Raw genomic sequence first — 16,714 nt, 5'->3', positions numbered from 1 at the left:
ATGGCGGTGTGTCAGGCACCTTCGATGTCGGCTGAACTGGCCTCATCGCTGGCAAGCCAGCTCCCACAGGCATCTCGGGTGTTCGCAGGACTCATGTACACCACAAGGGAGAGGTGGCATCCGAAAGCGTTTACTTATGTAAAGTTAGACTTTGGTCTTAGGTTAATTCAGCTGAAAAGTTACCGAGTAGTTACTCGAAAAACAGCAGGCATTGATCTTGAGACTTTTTATTGATTCAAGTCACATAATGATCAAGTCCCCGGCCCGTGGGCGGCTGATTCGTTAAAGTCGACTTGAATCTGGAACGATGGTTTCAGGTTTTATTAGTGTACTGGATAGTTCATATGTGCCCCGGCTGTTAAACTTTCGTTGCAATGATTGACAAAGCGTTTGTCCTGACTCTACTATTTTTCCCGCATCACAAAGTACTAACGGCAATTATAAGAAACCGCCGGAAGTCACCCGAGATTCAACCCGTCGGAACCACGACTTCAGGAGAGGTGGGTTCCGGTCATTCGCTTGTGTTGTCATGACATTTGCCAAGTGTGCAGAGCACGTCGTGAAGCCGCATCCAGGACGGATGGGCAGACAAGCGATCTTCAGTGAAGTTTTCATAGGGACTTGAAACCTTGTACTCGCATTCCGTCAGCCCGCCTTGTATGCGGACATCATCTATTCGATCCATGATCCGCCCGTCAGCGGGGCTGCGTCGGCCTCACGCGGTTGCCGGGTCATCTGCTTGCCCAGCGCATGCCCGTCGCCCGCAGCGTTCCGCTGAACGGTCGACGTCGGCAAACACCTCCCGTCTGCGGCCGGCCCTTGCGTGCCCGGCGCTTTCGCAGCGACATTCAAATGAAGTTTTCACAAGGAGTTGAAACTTTGAACTTTGAATTGATCGATCCCGAATAACGACGGTTTTCGTCTGGCCGGCGGAGAACGTCTGTCATACACCTGAAAATAGAACAATGTTTTTCGCTTAATGCCGCGAAGGCAGGCGTATGCGCGTTGTTTGGAGCAATTGATGATTGCTCGTGCATTCGTTCGCCTTTGATTTGTGAAGTTGCATCTCTGTTGTTTTATGGCGCGGCCGGAAGTTCCTGCTGCGGTGAGCAAACAAGCACATTTAATGTGAAGTTTTCATAAGGACTTGAAACCGTGCACTCAGACTCCATTGGATCAGCGCGTCAGCGAACCCAGACCGATCAGATGCCGGCCGGCGCATCCAAAGGAGCAGTGCCGGACGGGGCAAACGCTCAGGCCCAGGCGTCGTCGCTGCGTATCCAGCACTACGACAGCCGCGCGGTGTACGCGCAGGATGCGGCCCCCGGCGAACGCATTTTCCTGAGCGGCCAACAGATGCTGGTGCGGCTGCTGTTCACCCAGGCCGCGCTCGACCGGGCCAACGGCCTGCGCACGGCGGGGTTCGTGAGCGGCTACCGCGGCTCGCCGCTGGGTGGTGTGGACCGGGAACTGATGAAGGCCAGCGGCGCGCTGGAGAAATCGGACATCCGCTTCCTGCCCGCGATCAACGAAGACCTGGCGGCCACCGCGCTGATCGGCACCCAGCGTGTCGAAACCGACCCGAACAAACGCTACGACGGCGTGTTCGGCATGTGGTACGGCAAAGGCCCCGGCGTCGACCGCTCCGGCGATGCGATCAAGCACGGCAACGCCTACGGCTCCTCGGCCAAGGGCGGCGTGCTGGTGGTCACCGGCGATGACCACGGCTGCGTGTCGTCGTCGCTGTCCCACCAGTCCGACCGCACCCTGATCGCCTGGGGGCTGCCGGTGATCCACCCGAACGGACTCGAAGACTACGAACGCTGCGGCCTGTGGGGCTGGGCGCTGTCGCGCGCATCCGGCCTGTGGGTGGGTTTCAAGGCCATCACCGAGACGGTGGAGGCGACCACCTCGGTCGACGCGTCTCCGTTGCCTGAGTTCGTCACCCCAGAAGTCGATCCGGGACCGGACGGCCTGCACTGGCGCTGGCCGGACCTGCCCGGCATGCAGATCGAACGGCGCATGCCCTTCAAGTTCGCGGCGGCCCGGGCTTTCGCCCTGGCCAACCCGATCGATACCGCGGTCACGGCACCGGAACAACCGAAACTGGTCATCGGCGCGGTCGGCAAGGCCTACGGCGATGTCCGCCAGGCGCTGCAGCAGTGCGGCGTCACCCTGCAACAGCTGGAAGACGCCGGCGTGGCGCTGCTCAAGATCAGCCTGGTCTATCCGTTGTCGCCGGTGCTGGACGAGTGGGCGACGCGGGCCGACCAAGTGCTGATCATCGAAGAGAAGCAGGCCATCGTCGAAGAGCAGCTCAAGCACAAGCACTACAACACCGTGGCCGACCAGCGCGCGGTGATCATCGGCAAGACCGACGAAAACGGCCAGCCGCTGGTCTGCGATCACGAAGAGCTGCGGCCGTCGCGGATCGCGGCGATGCTCCAGCAGCGGCTGCAGGACCTGGGCATCGCGGTGCAGATGCCGACCTACTGGCTCATGCCTGCGGTGACGCGTGACCACGCCTGGATCCGGCGCACGCCTTACCTGTGTTCGGGCTGCCCGCACAACACCTCGACGCTGGTGCCCAAGGGCAGCGAGGCGCGCCTCGGCATCGGTTGCCACGCCATGGCGGCGCGCATGCCCGAGCGCTCCACCAGCGGCAGCGTGCAGATGGGCGGGGAAGGGGTGGACTGGATCGGCCAGGCGCCCTTCGTCGAGACGCCGCACATCTTTCAGAACATCGGCGACGGCACCTTTTTCCATTCCGGTTTCCTGGCGATCCGCCAAGCCATCGCCGCCGGTGTGACCATCACCTACAAGCTGCTCTACAACGACGCGGTCGCCATGACCGGCGGCCAGCCGATCGACGGCAAGCTGACGGTGAAGAAGGCCGTGGAACTGGTGAAGGCCGAAGGCGCCCAGCGCATCGTCGTGGTGGCCGATGACCTGGAGCGCTACCGCGAACAGGACTGCCTGCCCGACGGCATTGAGCTGTATCACCGCGACCGGCTGGAGGACGTCCAGCTGCAGTTGCGCCAGACCCGCGGCGTCAGCGTGCTGGTGTTCGACCAGGTCTGCGCCACCGAAGGCCGCCGACGCCAGAAGCAATTGCCGGCCCCGGCGGTGAAGACCCAGGTCGTCATCAACGAAGCGGTGTGCGAAGGCTGCGGCGATTGCCAGGTCAAGTCCAACTGCCTGTCGGTGACCCCGGTGCAGACGCCGTTCGGCACCAAGCGCCGCATCGACCCGCATTCCTGCAACACCGACCTGTCGTGCATCAAGGGCTTCTGCCCAAGCTTCGTGACGGTGACCGGCAAGCCGCGGGCACAGCGGCGCCGGGTGGCCGACAGCGCCCAGGTGCTGGCGCGGGCCGCGGCATTGGCGGCGCCGCTGCCGTCCCGTTCGCTCGACACCCCTTACGAAATGCTCCTGGTGGGCATCGGCGGCACCGGGATCGTCACGGTGGCGCGCACCATCGCCCTGGCCGCCCACCTGGACGGCCGCGCAGTCAGCGTGCTCGACTTCACCGGCTTCGCCCAGAAGGGCGGCGCCGTGCTGAGCCACATCCGTCTGGCCAACCAGGCGCAGACCCTGCACCAGCACCGCATCGACATCGGCGGCGCCGACCTGCTGCTGGCCGCCGACCTGGTCGTGGCCAGCGAGGACGATGCGCTGGCCACGCTGCGGCCGGAAAAGACCGTGGTGATCGCCAACAGCGCGCAGACCCAGACCGGCGCGATGCTGCGCAGCACCGACCTGCGCATCGAGACCCAGGCGATCGTCGACCTGCTCAAGCAAAAGGTCGGCGCGGACAACTACCACAGCCTGGATGCCGGGCAACTGGCGGACACCCTGGTCGACCCGATGCAGGCCAACATGCTGATGCTGGGCTACGCCTGGCAGCGCGGCACGGTGCCGGTGTCGCAGGTAGCGCTGAACAAGGCCATCGACCTGGCGGGCAGCGCCGCCGCCAACCACCTGGCCTTTGCCTGGGGCCGGCTGCTGGCGCAGGACGCCGCGTTCGTCGCGCCTTACCTCGACCCGAGCGCTACCGCAGGCGAGGCCGTGAAGACCATCGCGCTGCACGACATCAGCGCTGCGTCCAACCCCCGTGACAGCCTTGTCCGGTTGATCGAGCGCAACAGCGAATACCTGACGCACTACCAGAACGCAGACTACGCCGCCCGTTACCGCCGCGTGGTGAACATCGTGCGCGCCGCGCCGTCCGTCGGCGACGGCAGCGCGCTGACCGAAGCGGTCGCCCGTAACCTGTTCAAGCTGATGGCCTACAAGGACGAATACGAAGTGGCGCGGCTGCTGACCTCTGACCGTTTCCTGCAATCCCTGGCCAGCCGCTTCGAAGGCCGCACCCGTTTGACCTTCCACTTCGCCTTGCCGTGGCTGCGCGACAAACAGAAGAAGACCGAGTTCTCCGGCTGGGTGTTGCCGTTCCTGAAGATCCTGGCCAAGGGCCGCGTCCTGCGCCATACCCGGTTCGACCCGCTGGGCTGGTCCGCCGAGCGGCGCGAGGAACGGCGCCTGATCCAGGACTATGAAGCCATGCTGCAGCGCCTGCTGCCCGAACTGACCCAGGAGAACCTGCCGCAGTTCATCGCCTGGGCCAACCTGCCGGATTCGATCCGTGGCTACGGCCACGTCAAGGAACGCTCGATCGCCGCTGCGCGCCTGCGCGAGAAGGCGCTCATCGAACAGATCCTGCTGGGCCAGCACCCCGTCCCGATCCACCGCGAAGCCGCCGGCGTCGAGTCGTGGGTGCCGCCCGCGATCCATGCCGCGCCTTCCAGCAACGAAGCCGAACGCGATGTGATGGAAGCGTCGTGATTGCCGGGGGGCTGCCGGCCCCCTTACCGAAAGAGAGCAGGCCCATAACCTCTTCAAGGATGAGTTGACCGATATGAACAACGACACCATTGCACCCGACCTGCTGCACAAGGGCTCGGCGGACGACGTTCTGATCTGCGCGCCGAAAATCGCGCTGCCGCTGCACCTGGACGAAGCGACCCTGGCGGCCGCTGCGCACAACCCGCTCTCGCGCCGCTTCGGTGCAGGCACCGACGGCCAGGCCGCCTTCGGCGTGGCGCCCGAGCTTATGAAGCGAAACCGCTTGGGCGCGGCGTTCGCCGAAGGCGGCGAGGCGCAGAACGAGTGGGAACGGGTGAGGGCGCTGCCTTACCAGATCGTCGCCCCGCAGGGCGCCCTGGAGGGCGACGACCCTGAGCAGGCCGTGGCGCAGCTGTGCGAAGCGATCCCGGCCATCCGCCGCTCCAGTTCGTTCCGTTTCATCAACAACGCCAACAACTACTTCTTCTACCGCAAGTCCCACGAGCACGTGCCCGGCACGATGTTCATCGAGGCGGCGCGCCAGGCGGTCTATCACCACCTCTACCACCACACCGGCCATGCACGGGGCGACGTCACCGTCAGCGTCAACGAGCTGAACGCGAGTTTCTTCGCCTACGCCGAGCTGATGTACCCCATCGAGCTGGTGGTCGACAACATGACCCCGACCGACGCCGAATCGCCGAAGAAGATCTTCTTCCGGGTCTCGTTCTATCAGCGCCAGACCCTGTTCGCCACGATCGACACCAAGGCGACCGTCATCGACATGCGCCTGTTCGAGAAGACCCGCAACATCTTCATCCACGCCAGCGATTGGTTCACGCCGATCCACCAGTCGAAGCTGACCTGCACCCTCAGCGACAGCCAGGGCCGCAAGGCAGACGTGCTGCTGGTGGGCCTGGGCAAGGACGGCTGCGTGACGACGACGCCGGAGGTCGGGTTCATCGATGCCGTCACGCTGCACCTCGGCTACGAGGGCAAGTTCGAGTTCTCCAGCGCCGTGCGCAGCGTCGGCGAGGGCAAGTACACCTCGTGGGAATTCCCGACGTTGGGCTTCAACGACCTGCAGATCCTCAGCGACATGATCAAGCGCGGCTTCGTTCACCTGGACGAGGCGGCCCTCGGGGCGCTGAGGCAATGACCGTGACCACCGGCAAACCGATGCCCGCCACCGTGGCCCTGCATTTCGGCGCGCAGGCGGTCGCGAAGAATCGACTGTACTTTTCGTCGCTGGGCATGGACCTGTGCGACGGGAACGGCTTTCCCCGGCCGGAATTCTTCAAGGTCTACCAGTCGCTGATGGACGGCGGCAGCGGCTTCGGTTTCCTGGGCAACGCCAGCGTGGACGCCGAGGCGCGCTACAACGGCCGTGGCCTGCGGCTGACGTCGCCGGCCCACGCCGAGGCCCTGCGCCCGCTGTTCGAGGCGGCCCGCCAGCGCGACTTTCCGCTGGGCGTGCAGCTGCAGCACTACGGACCGCAGGCGTTGCCGTCGGCGCAGGGCGAGATCCTGACGCCCAGCGGCATCGCGTCCCCCGCCATCCTCAAGGCGTTTCCCGAGGCGCGGGCGGTGGCGATGACGCACACGCAGATCCTGCGCTGCATCGACCAGTTCGCCGCCGCTGCGCTGCACGCCCAGCAGGCCGGCGCCGCGCTGATCCAGATCCAGGCCTCGAACGGTTACCTGGTCAGCAGCTTCCTGTCGCCCCGCACCAACCGCCGCGAGGACGAGTGGGGCGGCAGCCCGCTCAAGCGCGCCCGGCTGCTGCTGGCCATCGTCGACGGCATCCGCCGGGCCACCGGCGACCGGGTGCCGGTCACCGTCCGCCTGGGCATCGACGACGGCCTGGGCGAGGAAGGGCAGCAGGCCGTGCTGCTGGGCGATGTGGTGGTCGCCTTGGAGGCCGCCGGGGTGGCGGCCATTACCTGTTCCACCGGCGTCAGCGAGACCTTTCCGTTCTTCTTCAAGAACAAGGACAAGGCGCTGGCGATGTCTCGCGAAGGCTGCCGCTACCTCAAGGGGTTCGTGCGCATCCCGATGGGCTTCACCGGCTCGGTCAGCGGCGTGGCCCAGGCCAACGAAATCATCGGCTGCGGCGACGCCGACTTCATCGGGTTCGGCCGCGCCATGCTGGCCGACAACCGTTTCGTCGCCAAGGAACTGGCCGGCCGCGACGCTGAGGTCACGCGCTGCCGGGGCGATGCGTTTTGCTTTCGCGACAAAAAGGATCCCATGGCCGAGCGGGTGTACTGCTGCGTCAACCCGGATTACCGGCGGCCGGAAAAACTGCAATTGCACTATGAGGAAAGCCTGAAATGAACTTCACCGGAAAAATCGCCCTGGTTGTCGGCGGCACCCGCGGCATCGGTTTCGACGTCAGCCAGAAACTCGTCGAAGCCGGCTGCATCTGCTACATCACCGGCCGCAACGAGGACGACGGCCTGACCGCGCAAAGCCGCCTGGGCGACAACTGCACCTTCATCAAGAGCGACGTCACCGACGAAGCCTCCGTGGCCGAGCTGTTCCGCGTCATCCACGACCGGCACGGGCGGCTGGACCTGGCGGTGAACAATGCCGGCGTGACCTCCAAGCATGCGCCGATCCGCGAGATGGACTTCGCCGACTGGAAACGCGTGCTGGAGATCAACCTGCTGGGCCCGCTGCTGCTGCTCAAGCACGAGACCAACCTGATCTCGAAACACGCCGGCGGCGCGATCGTCAACGTGTCGTCCTGCGCCGGCCTGCTCGGCGTGGCCAAGCAAAGCGCCTACTCCACCAGCAAGGCCGCCCTGAACATGCTGACCCAGGTGTGCGCCATCGAGTCCGCCGAGGAATCCCTGCCGGAGCGCCATTCGGTGCGCGTCAACGCGGTGTGCCCCGGCCCGACCATGGGCGGCATGAACTCGGAAGAGCGCCTGAAGGCCAACCCCGAATCCACCAAGCACAAACTGCAGGTCACGGTGATGAAACGGTTCGCCGCCGCCAGCGAGATTTCCGCCGCGATCCTGTGGCTGCTCAGCGACTCGGCCTCGTTCGTCACCGGCACTGTGATGCCGGTGGACGGCGGTTTCTCGGCCGGGAAATTCTGATGGGCCGGCCAGAGCGCGACCCGGCCCGGACGCCGGGCAAGCGGGTGTTCATCACCGGCGTGAGCAGCGGCATCGGCGAGGCGCTGGTGGAGCGGCTCCTGCAGGACGGCTGCACCGTCTTCGGCACCGCCCGGCGCGAACCGTACCGGTTCATGAACCACCCGAATTTCCGGTTCCGGCCGTTCGACCTCTCAAAGACCGGCGACATCGGCGAGCTGTTCAAGGGGCCGTTCGCCGAGATCCTGAGCCGGGGCGTCGACGTGCTGTTCCTCAACGCCGGCGTCAGCGGCAACGTGCCGGCTCGCGCCGAGGCGTTTTCGCTGGAGGACGTGCAGCACGTGCTCAACGTCAACGTGCTGGCGAACAAGGCCATTCTGGACCTGGTCCTGGCTTCGCCCCATCGGCCGGCCACCTGCGTGCTGTCGGCGTCGATGGCGGGGGTTCGCTTCCGTGCGGGCACGCTGACCTACAGCCTGTCGAAGGCGGCGCTCAAGGCGCTGGGCGGTGTCTATGCGCAAGAGAACCCGGAGATCTTCTTCGCCGTGCTGGGCCTGTGCAACGTCAACACCGGGCTGTCCCGGCAGGTGAGCTTCAGCGAGCGGACGGCGCAGTTTCCGGAGCTGCTGTCCCTGCAGCAACGGGCCCTGGTGCCCGGTTACATGGTCTCCGCCGCCCAGCGCGCCGAGGACATCCGCAACGTGATCGCCGCGCCCGCCGACTACGGGGTGAAGAGCGGCGAGTTCGTCGACATGCGCACGGTGCTGGCCCATCACGAGAAAACCCGGGAACCGTTGCCCCAAGCCTGACGAACCCCTGAACGCGCACCCCCAATAAAGGAATGTTGGAATGCTGAACACCGTCAAAACCCTCGTCGAAGCCGTCGTGCGGCAACAGGACCTGCTGCTGCCCGAGCCCATCGATCTGTCCCGGGGCGAGGACAGCCCGCTGTATGGCATCGAAGGCACCATCGACTCCATGACCCTGGTGTCGATCATCGTCGACACCGAAGAGCAGATCCGCAGCCGGTTCGGCGTCGAGGTCCACCTCGCCGACACCTCCGACCTGCCGCCGACCGCCACGCCGTTCGCCACGCTGGGCACGCTGGCCGCCTACGTCATGAGCCGGCTGTCGCCTGCGCTTGAAGCCCAGGCGAGCTGATCCGGCGACCGCACTTTTATGGAGAGGTGGATATGCAAGTTGTCGAGTTTCTGAATCACCTGAAAGACGGCGCGGACAAGCCGGCCATCGTCAGCGACGAGGGCCGTTTCTCCTACGCCCAACTGCATGAGCGGATCCACGCCTATGGCGAGGAACTCGCGTCCCGCGGCATCAGCGACGCCTGCGTCCTGCTGGTGGACAACTACAGCTTCGACAGCGTCTGCATGCTGTTCGCGCTGTGGCTGCGCAACAACGTGGTCGCGCTGTCGGTGCCCAAGGCCGACGAGCAGTTGGCGCACCTGGCCGAAGCGTCGGGCGCGCGGTTCACCGTGACGGGCGGCGGTTCCCAAGGCTTCGCGTTCGCGGCCCATGAAGCACGTGCGCTGCCGGCGACCGTCGAAGGCCTGCTGTCGCGCCGCGAGGCCGGTTTCATCGTGTTTTCGTCGGGCTCCACCGGGCCCGCCAAAGGCGTGGTGCACGGCGTGGCGCCGTTCTTCGACCGCTACATGAATGCCGAGCGGTGCGGCGCCATCCTGGCGTTCCTGCTGTTCGACCACATCGGCGGGCTGGTCACCGTGCTGCAGGCGCTGGCGACCCACGGCACCCTGGTGCTGCCGAAGGAGCGTTCGCCCCAGGAGGTCGGCCGCTGCGTCGAGGCGTTCCAGGTGCAGACGCTGCACGTGTCGCCGACGCTGCTCAACCTGGCGACGATCACCGGCGTGTTCCAGAAGTGGGACACCCGCAGCCTGCAACGCATCTACTTCGGTTCCGAGCCGAGCTCCCCTGAAGCCATCCAGCGCATCGCCAACCTGCTGCCGGACGTGAAACTGCGCCAGCTCTACGGCATGTCGGAAATCGGCGTGCTGCCGTGCGACGTCAAGGCCGGCGACAGCGCCTGGATGAAGATCGAGGATCCGGCCTACCGCCTGCGGGTCGTCGACGGGATTCTGCAGGTGCGCGGGCCGACCAACATGCTCGGCTACCTGACCGGCCCCGGCGACCTGACGGACGACGGCTACCTGATCACCCACGACCTGACGGATGAGCACGAGGGGTTTTTCCGGGTTTCCGGGCGGGCGGTGGACGTGATCAACGTCGGCGGCAAGAAGGTGTTCCCGGCGCACGTCGAGAGCGTGCTGATGGGCGTCGACAACGTGTCTGACGTGGTCGTGTACGGCCAGCCCAACCCGTTGCTCGGCCAGATCGTCGCGGCGCGCTTCACCTTGCTGGCGCCCCAGGCGCTGGAGGACTTCAAGGCCGTGCTGTACGCCAAGATCCGCGGCGTGCTGGCGCCGGAACAATTGCCCAGGGTGGTGTCCGTCAGCGATACGCCGCTGATCACCAGCCGTTTCAAGAAAATGCGCCATCCCGGCGTCCTCAGCGGGTCGTGAGCCCCGATTGCCATCAAACGATAAGGAAATGACACATGGCTGACATGGAAAAAATGCGCGCAAGCATCGCCGACATCCTGTCCATCCCCCTGGACGAACTGAAGAGCGACACCTTGCTGGAAAGCAGCGACTTCTGGGACTCGATGGCGCGCATCTCGATTGTGGCGCTGGTGTTCGAAACCACCGGCACGACCATCTCCGGCGAAGAGATCGAAGGCGTGGTGACGGTGCAGGACATCTTCGACCTGGCCGCCGGGAAAGTGAAAGGAGTGGCCTGACCATGCACACCATTTCCGGGGTTGCGGTGCGCGCGGTCACGGCCGCGCTGCCCGAACGCAGCGTGGGGCTGGACGGCTTCGCCGAGCTGTTCGGCGCCAAGGAAGTCGCCCGCATCGCGAAAAGCACGGGCATCGAGTCGGTCAGGGAGACCCAGACCCTGCACACGTCCGATCTGGTGATCGCCGCGTGCCGCCACCTGCTCGATCAAGGGCTGTGCGCCGCCGACGACATCGACGGGCTGATCGTGGTGACCCAGACGCCGGATTCCTGGGCGCCGGGGGTCGGCTACATCGTCCAGCAGGCGCTGGGCCTGCCGCAGCATTGCCTGGTCATCAACGTGACCGCCGGCTGTTCCGGCTATGTCAGCGCGCTGGTGCAAGCGGGGGCGCTGATCTCGGCCGGGGCCTGCAAAAGGATCCTGCTGTGTACGGGCGACGTGACCACGCGGATTCTCGACGAGCGTGACCGGCACGTGAAAATGCTGTTCGGCGACGCGGCGTCCGCCACGTTGCTGGAGGCGGGTGACAGTTCGTTCGAGTTCGTCTGCGGCACCGACGGCAGCGGCCGCGAGGCCCTGGCCTCCGACATCGCCTACACCCGGGACGCGGACAGCCAGGCCTGCGCAAGCATCCGCTGCCTGCAGATGGACGGCACGGCGGTGATGAACTTCGCGCTCGCCCGGGTGCCGCAGACCGTCAAGGCGCTGCTGGACGACACGGGGCTGAGCCCCGAGTCGCTCGACCTGCTGGTGCTGCACCAGGCGAACGGCTTCATGCTCAATTACCTGCGCCGGATGATCGGCGTCGCCCCGGAGAAAATGCCGGTGGACATCGACGGCGTCGGCAACACCAGCTCCACGTCCATCCCGATCGTCCTGTCGCGGCATGCCGCCGTCGGCACGCCGCAGGCGCAGCACGTCGTGCTGTGCGGCTTCGGCGCCGGGCTGTCGTGGGGCGCGATGAAGGTCGACCTTCGCCAGACCCGTGCCGTGGCGCCGTGCTTCGTGCCGGAAAAGGCTGAACCGGCGGACGCAGAGGTGCGTGCGCAAGCCTAAGCTGTCTGTGCGGCGTGGCGGTGCCCTGGGTTTTCAGGGGCACCGTCACACCCGCTCGTTTGCCCCTCAAGGGAGTTTTCATGAACCCGACATTCTGGACGGCACTGGGCATCATCCCGAGCCGGGCCGTTGCGCCCTGGATTTCGCCTTCGCCGTTTCTGCCGACGTTCCAATTCTATGAATGCCATGAGTCGGGCACGATCCTGGCGTCACCGGAGCGCATCATCGACGCGGTCTGCGCCTTCGACATGCGCGAGGACCGCGTCGTCAACGCGCTGCTGTCGCTGCGCGAGCTGCCGGCGAAACTGCTGAGGATGCTGGGCAACCGGCGCACGCAGCCGGCCGGCGCGCCGTTCGGCTTTGATTCGTTCACGCCGCTGCAACGCACGCCGGACGAAGTGTCCATGGGCCTGGCGGGGCGTTTCTGGCGCCCGGACCTGAACGTGAACCGCGTCCCGGATGCGCAGGCGTTCACGGCGCTGGACGACCCGCGCATCGCCCGGCTGGTGCTGCGTTTCCAGGTCATCGAGCAAGGGCAGGGCGCGCGCACGCTGCGCACCGAGACCTTCGTGCATTGCCCCAACACCCGCACCCGCCTGCTGTTCACGCCTTATTGGCTGGCGATCCGTCTGGCCAGCGGCTGGATACGCCGACGCAACCTGGCCGCCATCGAGCGGCAGCTGTCGACGGCGGCCCGGTAGGGTGTCCGCTGCTGTAATGATTTGCATCAATTGGTAACATTCATAGCCTCCGCGAATCAATCCAGCCCGAGTCCCGCCATGGCCATCAACTTCGACCTCAACGACCTGCAAGCCTTTCGCGCCGTGGTCGAGCAGGGCAGTTTCCGCAAGGCCGCCGACACCGTGCGCCTGTCGCAGCCGGCCCTGAGCCGGCGGATCGAAAAGCTCGAAGACGCCCTCGGCGTGAAGCTGTTCGAACGCACCACGCGCAAGGTCAGCCTGACCCAGGCCGGGCGCGGTTTCATGCCCAGCGTCGAGCGCCTGCTGGACGACCTGGACGTGGCGCTGCTGGGCATCAGCGAAGTGGCCTCGACCCGCCTGGGCCACGTCACCGTGGCGTGCGTGCCGTCGGCGGCGTACTACTTCATGCCCCGGGTGGTGGCCCGCTATCACCGGCAGTTCCCGAGGATCAAGGTCAAGGTGCTCGACTCCAGCGCCCACGACGTGCTCAGCGCGGTGGTCAATGGCGAAGCGGACTTCGGGCTGAGTTTCATGGGCACCCAGGAGGCGGGGGTGGATTTCGAGCCGTTGGTGCAGGAAAGCTACGTGGTGGCCTGTCGCCGCGACCATCCGTTGGCCGGGCGCAGCAGCGTGACCTGGGACGAGTTCTACCGCCAGGACTACATCTCGCTGGACAAGACCTCGGGCAACCGGTTTCTGCTGGATCAGGCGTTGACCCACGTGGTGCCGCAGCGCCCGAGCATCTGCGAAACGCGGCACGTGACGACCATGATCGGTCTGGTGGAGGCGGGGCTGGGGGTGGCGGCGGTGCCGTTGATGGCGATGCCGGCGGCGGACCATCCGATCCTGACGCGGATCCCGCTGACCGAACCGCAGGTGATGCGCAGCGTCGGCATCATCAAGCGCCGGGGTCGCACCCTGACCCCGGCGGCGTTGGAGCTGGAACGGCTGGTGGTGGAGATGAAGGTGCAGCCGGTCAGCGCTTGACCGAGTCCAGCCCGGTGGCCTGCACGTCGGTCTGGGCGGCCGGTGCGGCGAGGTAGGCGAGCAGCGCCTTGGCTTCCTGCGGGTGCTGCGCGCCCACCGGGATGCCGGCGGCGAAACGGGTCACCGACTGCACCGCTTCCGGGATCTTCGCCACGAAACTCACCCCCGGCACCGGCAGCAGTTCGCTGACCTGCTGGAAGCCCAACTGGTAATCGCCGCTGGCGACCACCGAGCCCACCGGGATTTTCGGGATCATCTTGGCCTTGGGCTTCAATTGATCTTCGATGCCCAGTTTCTTGAACAGCTGCTGCTCGATGTACACGCCGCTGGCGCTGTCGGAGTAGGCCACCGAGTGCGCGTCCAGCAGGGTTTTCTTCAGGCCTTCGACGCTGCCGATGTCCGGCTTCGGCGCGCCTTCGCGCACCACCAGGCCGATCCGCGAGTCTGCCAGTTCCACCCGCGAGGCGGGGTCGACCTTGCCTTGCTTGATCAGGTCGTCGAGGGCGTAGCCGACCATGATCACCACGTCGGCCTGCTCGCCACGGGCGAGTCGGTTGGGGATCGCTTCCGGCGCCTTGCCCATCGACGGGCCGAGCACGGTGTCGAGGGTGTTGCCGCTGCTGGCGGCGAACTTCGGGCCGAGGATCTTGTAGGCCGCGGTGAAGCCGCCGGAGGTCATCACCCGCAGCTCTTCGGCCTGGGCCCACGCGCTGACGGCGAACAGGGCGAGGGCGGTGAGGCTGATCAATTTTTTCATGGCAGGCTCCTTACGCCGCGACCGGTTGCAGACGGCCGCCGGCCCGGCGGTACAGGTACAGCGTCGCGCACAACGCACACAGTGCGCCGACGCTCATCCAGTAACCGGGTGCGGCCTTGTCGCCGGTGTATTCGATCAGGAACGTCGACATCGCCGGGGTGAAGCCGCCGAACACCGCCGTCGCCAGGCTGTAGGCCAGCGAGAAGCCCGCCACCCGTACTTCCACCGGCATGATTTCGGTGAGCGCCGGGATCATCGCGCCGTTGTACAGGCCGTAGATGAACGACAGCCACAGCAGCGCCAGCAGCATGTGGCTGAAGCTCGGTGCCTGCACCAGGAACGACAGCGCCGGGTAGGTGGTGGCCAGGGCCAGCAACGCCATGGCGATCAGCACCGGACGCCGGCCGATGCGGTCCGACAGCGCGCCGCCGACCGGCAGCCAGCAGAAGTTCGACACACCCACCAGCAAGGTCACCAGCAGCGCGTCGGAGGTGCTCAGGTGCAGCACGGTCTTGCCGAAGGTCGGCGCGTACACGGTGATCAGGTAGAACGCGGTGGTGGTCAGGGCCACCATCAGCATGCCGCCCAGCACCACGGTCCAGTTGCGGCCCAGGGTGCGGAACACTTCGCCCATGTTCGGGCGGTGCTTGCGTGCGGCGAACTCTTCGGTCTCCGCCAGGTTGCGCCGCAGCAGGAAGATGAACGGCACGATCATGCAGCCGACGAAGAACGGAATCCGCCAGCCCCAGTCGGCGATCGCCTGCGGCGCCATCCATTGGTTCAGCGCATAGCCCAGCGCCGCCGCGACGACGATCGCCACCTGCTGGCTGGCCGACTGCCAGGCGGTGAAGAAGCCGCGGTTGCCCGGTGTGGCGATCTCCGCCAGGTACACCGACACGCCGCCCAGCTCCGCACCGGCGGAGAAGCCCTGCAGCAGGCGCCCGATCAGCACCAGCGCCGGGGCGAACAGGCCGATGGTCTCGTAGCCGGGCACCAGCACGATCAGGATCGTGCCGCTGGCCATGATCGACAGGGTGACGATCAGGCCTTTGCGCCGGCCCACGTCGTCGATGTACGCGCCGAGCACGATGGCCCCCAGCGGACGCATCAGAAAGCCTGCGCCGAACACCGCGAAGGTCATCATCAGGGAGGCGAACTCACTGCTCGCCGGAAAGAACACCGCCGCGATCTGCGTGGCGTAGAAGCCGAACAGGAAGAAGTCGAACTGTTCGAGGAAGTTGCCCGAGGTGACCCGGAAAATGGCGCCGGCCCGCGAGCCGCCGTGTGGGATTGAGGCTGTCATAGAAAAGTACTCCACCGCTTTTATGACGTGCGCGACGGGAGGGCGGCGCACGGTTTTTATTGGGGCGGATAGTGGCGCAGCAGGATCGATCTGTTAATTGCATTGTTGGCATGGATTGATGCGCTGTGCGGATCAATGTCGGGTCCTGCGCGAGCCCTCGCTGGCGATGACGTCAGAGAAGGCACCGAAGGGCAGGCGCGAGTCGATCAGCTCAGGACATAGTCCACCGGCGTGAGCGCCGGCGGCAGTTGCGCGGCGCCGAGTTCCGAGAGGATGTCGCGCTCGATGTTGCGTACCAGCGCATCGGTCGGCAGGTCGTTCTCGTCGCGGCCGAAGGGGTCTTCCAGTTCGTCGGCGATGGCGTCCAGGCCGAAGAAGGTGTAGCTGACGATGGCGGTGAACAACGGCGTCAGCCAGCCCAGCGGCTCGGCCATGGCGAACGGCAGCAGGATGCAGAACAGGTAGATCGTGCGGTGCAGCAGCAAGGTGTAGGGGAAGGGCAGCGGCGTGTTCTTGATCCGCTCGCACACCGCCTGCGCCTGGGTGAGGCTGGTCAGGTGGTTGGCCAGCAGCATGTAGCGCCACTCGCTCAGCGCACCGCTTTGATGCAGGTCCGAGCATTGCTGGCCGATCTGCTGCAGGATCCGCCCGCTGTAGTCCGGCACCTGCGCATCGGGTTTGGGCGTGACCCAATCGGCGCTGGCCGCCGCTTCGTCTTCCCGGCGCAGCCGCGCATTGAGCGCATGGGCGAAGCCGCAGAGGTTGCGCAGCAGCGAGCGGCGCTCGGCGGACTCGCGGATGACGTGGGTCTCGCGGATCACCGAGCGGACGTGCACGATCACCTCGCCCCAGGCCTTGCGCGCCTCGTACCAGCGGTCGTAGCAGGCGTTGTTGCGAAAGTTCATGAAGATCGACAGCGACAGCCCGAGCAAGGTGAACGGCGTGGCGTTGACCTTGGTGAAGTTGCTCGGGTGCAGGATCTCCACCAGCACGATGGCCGACGCCAGCAGCGTGACCATCAGTGCGCGCATCGCGATGCGTTTGGCGATCGACCCCTTGAGGGTGAAGAGGATGGCGAACTGGTTGACCTTGGGTCGGATGATCATGCACGTCTGCCTTGAAGGGGTGGCGG

The 16,714-nt window shown here is 65.7% G+C and carries 14 protein-coding genes; 11 read left to right on the top strand and 3 right to left on the bottom strand.

The window, feature by feature from the left end; translation table 11 throughout:
* Positions 1–1,233: 1,233 nt before the first annotated feature.
* From CAG33_RS07470 to CAG33_RS07420, 11 genes are all read left to right on the top strand, one after another.
* The gene (locus CAG33_RS07470; RefSeq protein WP_256576721.1) at positions 1,234–4,845 is read left to right on the top strand and encodes an indolepyruvate ferredoxin oxidoreductase family protein; all 3,612 of its coding nucleotides are present in this window, start codon (positions 1,234–1,236) and stop codon (positions 4,843–4,845) included.
* Positions 4,846–4,918: 73 nt separating this feature from the next.
* The gene (locus CAG33_RS07465) at positions 4,919–6,004 is read left to right on the top strand and encodes an AfsA-related hotdog domain-containing protein (RefSeq protein WP_085637574.1); all 1,086 of its coding nucleotides are present in this window, start codon (positions 4,919–4,921) and stop codon (positions 6,002–6,004) included.
* Positions 6,001–7,182: an NADH:flavin oxidoreductase gene (locus tag CAG33_RS07460; RefSeq protein ID WP_085637571.1), complete on the top strand. Its 1,182-nt coding sequence runs from the start codon at positions 6,001–6,003 to the stop codon at positions 7,180–7,182. Before CAG33_RS07465 ends, CAG33_RS07460 begins: the two co-directional genes overlap by 4 nt.
* Positions 7,179–7,952, top strand: coding sequence for an SDR family NAD(P)-dependent oxidoreductase (locus CAG33_RS07455; protein WP_085579964.1), 774 nt, complete (start codon positions 7,179–7,181; stop codon positions 7,950–7,952). The genes CAG33_RS07460 and CAG33_RS07455 overlap by 4 nt, the downstream gene beginning before the upstream one ends.
* On the top strand, positions 7,952–8,758 hold the full coding sequence (locus tag CAG33_RS07450) for an SDR family oxidoreductase (protein WP_085637568.1): 807 nt from the start codon (positions 7,952–7,954) through the stop codon (positions 8,756–8,758). Before CAG33_RS07455 ends, CAG33_RS07450 begins: the two co-directional genes overlap by 1 nt.
* 40 nt (positions 8,759–8,798) lie before the next feature.
* Positions 8,799–9,110, top strand: a complete 312-nt coding sequence (locus CAG33_RS07445) for a hypothetical protein (protein WP_085579968.1) — start codon at positions 8,799–8,801, stop codon at positions 9,108–9,110.
* 32 nt (positions 9,111–9,142) lie between these two features.
* A complete protein-coding gene (locus CAG33_RS07440) occupies positions 9,143–10,501 on the top strand; it encodes a class I adenylate-forming enzyme family protein (protein ID WP_085637565.1) in 1,359 nt (452 codons plus the stop codon).
* Positions 10,502–10,536: 35 nt separating this feature from the next.
* Positions 10,537–10,779 carry an acyl carrier protein gene (locus tag CAG33_RS07435; RefSeq protein ID WP_085637562.1) on the top strand — a complete coding sequence of 81 codons (243 nt, stop codon included), beginning with the start codon at positions 10,537–10,539 and terminating at the stop codon, positions 10,777–10,779.
* Between the two features lie 2 nt (positions 10,780–10,781).
* Positions 10,782–11,834 carry a ketoacyl-ACP synthase III gene (locus CAG33_RS07430; protein WP_256576720.1) on the top strand — a complete coding sequence of 351 codons (1,053 nt, stop codon included), beginning with the start codon at positions 10,782–10,784 and terminating at the stop codon, positions 11,832–11,834.
* 80 nt (positions 11,835–11,914) lie between these two features.
* Complete coding sequence (locus CAG33_RS07425; protein WP_085630461.1) at positions 11,915–12,535, top strand: DUF2867 domain-containing protein; 621 nt, start codon at positions 11,915–11,917, stop codon at positions 12,533–12,535.
* 78 nt (positions 12,536–12,613) lie between these two features.
* Positions 12,614–13,522: a LysR family transcriptional regulator gene (locus CAG33_RS07420; RefSeq protein WP_085579977.1), complete on the top strand. Its 909-nt coding sequence runs from the start codon at positions 12,614–12,616 to the stop codon at positions 13,520–13,522.
* Here CAG33_RS07420 and CAG33_RS07415 read toward each other — a convergent pair.
* From CAG33_RS07415 to CAG33_RS07405, 3 genes are all read right to left on the bottom strand, one after another.
* A complete protein-coding gene (locus tag CAG33_RS07415) occupies positions 13,512–14,279 on the bottom strand; it encodes a substrate-binding domain-containing protein (protein WP_085637557.1) in 768 nt (255 codons plus the stop codon). The two genes, CAG33_RS07420 and CAG33_RS07415, sit on opposite strands and share 11 nt — an antisense overlap.
* Before the next feature lie 10 nt (positions 14,280–14,289).
* Positions 14,290–15,582 (bottom strand): MFS transporter, encoded by a 1,293-nt coding sequence (locus CAG33_RS07410; protein ID WP_085579981.1) that lies wholly within the window; start codon positions 15,580–15,582, stop codon positions 14,290–14,292.
* A 206-nt stretch (positions 15,583–15,788) separates the two neighbouring features.
* Positions 15,789–16,688 carry a bestrophin family protein gene (locus tag CAG33_RS07405; RefSeq protein WP_085579983.1) on the bottom strand — a complete coding sequence of 300 codons (900 nt, stop codon included), beginning with the start codon at positions 16,686–16,688 and terminating at the stop codon, positions 15,789–15,791.
* Positions 16,689–16,714: the final 26 nt, after the last annotated feature.

It is taken from the genome of Pseudomonas sp. B3(2017), assembly GCF_002113595.1.
Classification (GTDB): Bacteria; Pseudomonadota; Gammaproteobacteria; order Pseudomonadales; family Pseudomonadaceae; genus Aquipseudomonas; species Aquipseudomonas ekonensis.
The sequence above is the reverse complement of the archived record's forward strand: the minus strand, read 5'-3'. Positions and strand labels throughout refer to the sequence as shown.

What these genes read in the sequence shown, in the direction of transcription:
- CAG33_RS07425 (WP_085630461.1), top strand. Translation starts at nt 11,915, where the DNA reads ATGAACCCGACATTCTGGACGGCACTGGGCATCATCCCGAGCCGGGCC.
- CAG33_RS07410 (WP_085579981.1), bottom strand. Translation starts at nt 15,582, where the DNA reads ATGACAGCCTCAATCCCACACGGCGGCTCGCGGGCCGGCGCCATTTTC.
- CAG33_RS07420 (WP_085579977.1), top strand. Translation starts at nt 12,614, where the DNA reads ATGGCCATCAACTTCGACCTCAACGACCTGCAAGCCTTTCGCGCCGTG.
- CAG33_RS07415 (WP_085637557.1), bottom strand. Translation starts at nt 14,279, where the DNA reads ATGAAAAAATTGATCAGCCTCACCGCCCTCGCCCTGTTCGCCGTCAGC.
- CAG33_RS07465 (WP_085637574.1), top strand. Translation starts at nt 4,919, where the DNA reads ATGAACAACGACACCATTGCACCCGACCTGCTGCACAAGGGCTCGGCG.
- CAG33_RS07430 (WP_256576720.1), top strand. Translation starts at nt 10,782, where the DNA reads ATGCACACCATTTCCGGGGTTGCGGTGCGCGCGGTCACGGCCGCGCTG.
- CAG33_RS07440 (WP_085637565.1), top strand. Translation starts at nt 9,143, where the DNA reads ATGCAAGTTGTCGAGTTTCTGAATCACCTGAAAGACGGCGCGGACAAG.
- CAG33_RS07460 (WP_085637571.1), top strand. Translation starts at nt 6,001, where the DNA reads ATGACCGTGACCACCGGCAAACCGATGCCCGCCACCGTGGCCCTGCAT.
- CAG33_RS07445 (WP_085579968.1), top strand. Translation starts at nt 8,799, where the DNA reads ATGCTGAACACCGTCAAAACCCTCGTCGAAGCCGTCGTGCGGCAACAG.
- CAG33_RS07405 (WP_085579983.1), bottom strand. Translation starts at nt 16,688, where the DNA reads ATGATCATCCGACCCAAGGTCAACCAGTTCGCCATCCTCTTCACCCTC.
- CAG33_RS07450 (WP_085637568.1), top strand. Translation starts at nt 7,952, where the DNA reads ATGGGCCGGCCAGAGCGCGACCCGGCCCGGACGCCGGGCAAGCGGGTG.
- CAG33_RS07435 (WP_085637562.1), top strand. Translation starts at nt 10,537, where the DNA reads ATGGCTGACATGGAAAAAATGCGCGCAAGCATCGCCGACATCCTGTCC.
- CAG33_RS07455 (WP_085579964.1), top strand. Translation starts at nt 7,179, where the DNA reads ATGAACTTCACCGGAAAAATCGCCCTGGTTGTCGGCGGCACCCGCGGC.